This is a genomic window from Elusimicrobiota bacterium, from assembly GCA_040757695.1.
Taxonomy (GTDB): Bacteria; Elusimicrobiota; UBA8919; order UBA8919; family UBA8919; genus JBFLWK01.
Genome location: JBFLWK010000165.1, coordinates 1 through 2,542, shown reverse-complemented (window position 1 = coordinate 2,542; position 2,542 = coordinate 1). Strand labels below are relative to the sequence as shown.

Here is a 2,542-nt window from a genome sequence, read left to right as displayed (position 1 = left end):
TTGAATATATCGAAATGTTCTACAACAGGCAGCGGCGCCATTCTGCCATTGGCTATGTCAGCCCGCATGAATATGAACAACGATACAACCAATTAACCGTGTCCACTTTTTGTGGGTAAGACCAACCACCAAAAAAGAGAAAAAATATTGACAGAGATTAAAATACCAAAACTTATTGAATATTTCCTTACAACTTCAGATATATTGTTTAATTTTTTAAAAACTGAGTATAATTTTTCTAATGAAACAGGAATTGTTGATTTCAATACAAAGCCTAATAAAGTTGTAAAGGTAAACTACGACAACATCCCAGATTTTTTTTATATTACAAATGAATACACCAGAGAAGACATTCAATTTGAATTTGCATATACTCCTGCCGGTCAAACCCAGGGAAGAGAAGGAATTGACTTGTTAGTTAATTATAGAAAAGGGAAAAAATTTAAATTTAGAATTTCTGAAGTATTTATCGAAATCGGGGCTACAGATAGTTGGATAAATTACATGGGAATTGGAACTCCCCAGTTGATAAACGAAAGCCTAAACACGTATAAGAAACATATTGAAAGCAATATAGAATTTTTCTTAAATCCAGATCTAAAAATCTTACAAAAAATTTTAAACAAAAGAAATCAAAAGCAACAAGAAGCGCTAAAAAAGATGGGTTTTTTAGAGTAATATAGAATTATTATTAAAAGAGAAGGTCTAACAACGCCACTCACACGGACTCGCAGGGGCGGGGCTGCCTTTGTTTTGGCATAGTGTGGTGTTGAACTCACTTTAGCGAAGTCCGCAAACCCTGCTCGCCGGTGGTGGCGGACGTTATGTTTTTTAAGAGTCGATGAAAACTGACCAAAGTATATTTTCCGCAAGGATAGCTCCTATAATAGTTCCAATATTTAATCTTTCATTATTAGCAGGCGTCATTCTGTATATTGCCATTTTCATTTCAGATGACATGCAGTTTGATGTCAAAATGCTTCAGGCTGTCCTTATTTTTGAAAGTGTAATAATTCCTTTCGGTCTTTTTATAGCACTCATCGGCGTGTTTATGAATAAAATCAAACTTGAAAAGAACGGTATCTCTTCCCGCAACCCGTTTTCAAATAGGTTCGAGTATGTATCGCTAAATTGGAATGATATCGCTACTATTAAAATAAAAAATATTTTAGGATATAAATATTTTTTATTACAATCTGATTCTGGCAAAGGGGTTTGGATTCCAACTGAGATAAATGACAAATCAAAATTTATAGATTTGGTAAAAGAAAAAACTGGAAAAGAGAATATTTTTAAAAATAATTTATGAAAACATAACCATCTGGTGGTAGGGACGCGCAAACAGCCGCGCGCCCCACACCAGAGCCGTTCGCCATAATACGATATGTCCTATTAAATGATTGACAACCAATCAAATTGGTGTGTATAATACACATTATGAAAAGTGGGGAAATAATACAAAGGCTCAAAAGTGACGGTTGGATTCTCCATCATACAAAGGGAGACCATCATCAATTTAAACATCCGGAAAGGCCGGGTAAGGTCACTGTTCCCCATCCCAAGAAAGACCTCCCTGTTGGGACTCTTCGAAATATTTACCGGCAGGCTGGTTGGCAATGGAGGTAACACCATGAAATTCCCAGTTGTAATCCATAAGGACAAAGATTCAGATTATGGTGTCACATTTCCTGACTTACCTGGTTGTTTTTCAGCAGGGGAGACAGTTGAAGAGGCTTTAACCAATGCCCAAGAAGCCGCAGAATGCCATATTGAGGGTATTTTACTTGATTCTGAACCTATACCGGTTGCTACAACCATTGAAAAGCATAAAGACAAAAAAGAGTTTAAAAACGGTATATGGGCAATCGTTGACGTCGATATAAGTAAATTGTCCCTTAAATCAAAAAGAATCAATATCACCATGCCGGAAAGATTGTTGAACTCAGTAGATTATTTTGCCAAAAAGCATGGAGAAACACGTTCAGGTCTTTTGAGCCAAGCCGTTACTGAATATATGTCATCTCATCGATGAAATCAAAATGGCGAACAAAGGGCTGTTGTCGACTCGGTTCCCTCGCGGCAAAGCCCTGCCGTTATGTGCATGAAATAAATACAAACAGATAATTAGAAAATGCCCCTTCCATTACTTGATATTTTTTCTTCTTTTTGGATATTTGAGCCATTACTATATTTACTAATACCAAACTTGAAGGGGCGCTTAGATAGAACTGGAAGAATAATACAAAAAATAGGATTGTTTTTTTTCTGTTTAAGTCTTGTCTTTCTCGCTCTATCTTATTCGTCAAGATCTATATATATATTGTTATTCATTGTTTTTTTTGGCATCAGCTGGTTATTAGGACTTGCTTGCCTGAATATGGACCCAGAAAAAAAAACTAAATCGAATAAAAGCACATAACGAACAAGGATAGATCGTGCGTAGCCACGATCTTATCCGGTGGTTGAACAAGCCCGGAGCGCCCGGCTAGTCCTTATTATATGCAGATATCTTTTTTCAGGTAGAGAGCAACCGGAGTCGATT

5 protein-coding genes are annotated in these 2,542 nt (G+C 36.5%); all 5 read left to right on the top strand.

What is annotated here, in order from left to right:
* A partial coding sequence (locus AB1349_13645; protein ID MEW6558369.1) for an IS3 family transposase occupies nucleotides 1–119 on the top strand: 119 nt, incomplete at its 5' end.
* On the top strand, nucleotides 112–678 hold the full coding sequence (locus AB1349_13640; GenBank protein ID MEW6558368.1) for a hypothetical protein: 567 nt from the start codon (nucleotides 112–114) through the stop codon (nucleotides 676–678). The genes AB1349_13645 and AB1349_13640, both read left to right, overlap by 8 nt.
* A 163-nt stretch (nucleotides 679–841) precedes the next feature.
* Nucleotides 842–1,309 (top strand): hypothetical protein, encoded by a 468-nt coding sequence (locus AB1349_13635; GenBank protein ID MEW6558367.1) that lies wholly within the window; start codon nucleotides 842–844, stop codon nucleotides 1,307–1,309.
* 128 nt (nucleotides 1,310–1,437) lie between these two features.
* Complete coding sequence (locus AB1349_13630) at nucleotides 1,438–1,626, top strand: type II toxin-antitoxin system HicA family toxin (protein ID MEW6558366.1); 189 nt, start codon at nucleotides 1,438–1,440, stop codon at nucleotides 1,624–1,626.
* Between the two features lie 4 nt (nucleotides 1,627–1,630).
* A complete protein-coding gene (locus AB1349_13625; protein MEW6558365.1) occupies nucleotides 1,631–2,032 on the top strand; it encodes a type II toxin-antitoxin system HicB family antitoxin in 402 nt (133 codons plus the stop codon).
* Nucleotides 2,033–2,542: the final 510 nt, after the last annotated feature.

Coding starts and splice junctions, on each gene's coding strand:
- AB1349_13635 (MEW6558367.1), top strand. CDS start 842: ATGAAAACTGACCAAAGTATATTTTCCGCAAGGATAGCTCCTATAATA.
- AB1349_13625 (MEW6558365.1), top strand. CDS start 1,631: ATGAAATTCCCAGTTGTAATCCATAAGGACAAAGATTCAGATTATGGT.
- AB1349_13630 (MEW6558366.1), top strand. CDS start 1,438: ATGAAAAGTGGGGAAATAATACAAAGGCTCAAAAGTGACGGTTGGATT.